General features: G+C 53.8%; 1 protein-coding gene. It reads left to right on the top strand.

Annotation, left to right across the window (positions count from 1 at the left end):
- A partial coding sequence (locus Q7U95_RS07365) for a phosphate acyltransferase (RefSeq protein ID WP_308753244.1) occupies window positions 1-1,458 on the top strand: 1,458 nt, incomplete at both ends.

The following is a 1,458-nucleotide window of genomic DNA, read 5'->3' as shown; positions in this document are numbered from 1 at the left end:
AAGCCAACAAAGCCCGCTATGCGCAAGACACGGACATGCGGACGCTGGCCGATGCGATGGTCGATGCCGACGTCTTTTTGGGTTGCTCGACCAAGGATGTGCTGACCGGACCGATGGTAAAAACCATGGGCCCGAGTCCCTTGATCCTGGCGCTGGCCAATCCTGACCCTGAAATCCGACCCGATGTCGCCAAAGCTGCCCGCCCAGACTGCATCATCGCAACCGGACGCTCTGACTACCCCAATCAAGTCAACAATGTCTTGTGCTTCCCGTTCATTTTTCGCGGTGCACTCGATGAGGGTGCAACACGCATCACTGAGGAGATGAAGTTAGCGTGCGTGAAGGCGATTGCTGAGCTTGCACAAGCCGAACAAAACGATGAAGTGGCACAATCCTACCAAGACGAGGAGCTCAGCTTTGGGCCCGAATACATCATACCCAAGCCCTTTGATCCCCGACTGATCGTTAGGATCGCGCCGGCGGTTGCAAGAGCTGCGGCCGAGTCCGGTGTTGCCACCCGTCCGATTGAAGACCTAGAGGCCTACGAGCAAAAGCTCCAAGCCTTGGTTTATCACTCAGGCCAGTTAATGCGCCCCGTGTTTCACCAAGCTCGTCAACACCCCAAGCGAGTCATTTACGCTGACGGTGAGGATGAGCGGGTACTGCGCGCTGTGCAAACGATCATTGACGAAAAAATTGCGATTCCAACCCTGGTTGGACGTCCGTCAGTCATCGAAATGCGGATTAAGAAGCTGGGCCTGCGCTTGATACCGGGCGAGCAATTCCTTGTGGTTAATCCCGAAGAGGATGAACGCTTTCATGAAATTTGGACGGCCTACTATAAGCTCCAAGCCCGGTCAGGTGTGACACCAAACATCGCCAAATCCATGGTGCGCAAGCACAACACCTTAATTGGTTCACTGCTGCTGCAGCGCGGAGACGGCGATGCATTAATTTGCGGTATTGGCAGCCGGTTTGATAACCAATTGAAGTATGTCGATGAAGTCATCGGCAAGAAACCAGGTGTGCAAACGTACGCTGCGATGAACGTCTTGCTCTTGCCAGAACACACACTCTTTATCTGCGACACCCATGTCAATGAGGATCCAACAGCCGAACAGATCGCTGACATGACGATCCAAGCCGCTGAAGAGATTCGGCGGTTTGGGATCTCTCCAAGGGTGGCACTGATTTCGCACTCCAACTTTGGCAGTCGAAGCACGGTGTCCGCACAAAAAATGGCCAAAGCCAGGCGCATTCTTGAGCAACGCGCACCAGACATGGAGGTCGACGGAGAAATGCAAGCCGATGCCGCACTGTCAGACACGATCCGAAAGGCAAACTTTCCTGAGACGACATTGACGGCACCCGCCAATTTGTTGGTAATGCCAAACTTAGACACTGGCAATGTGACCTACAACCTTTTGAAAGTGACAGGCAGCAATGGGGTTGCCATTG

The organism is Candidatus Oleimmundimicrobium sp. (assembly GCF_030651595.1).
Classification (GTDB): domain Bacteria; phylum Actinomycetota; class Aquicultoria; order UBA3085; family Oleimmundimicrobiaceae; genus JAUSCH01.
The sequence above is the reverse complement of the archived record's forward strand: the minus strand, read 5'-3'. Positions and strand labels throughout refer to the sequence as shown.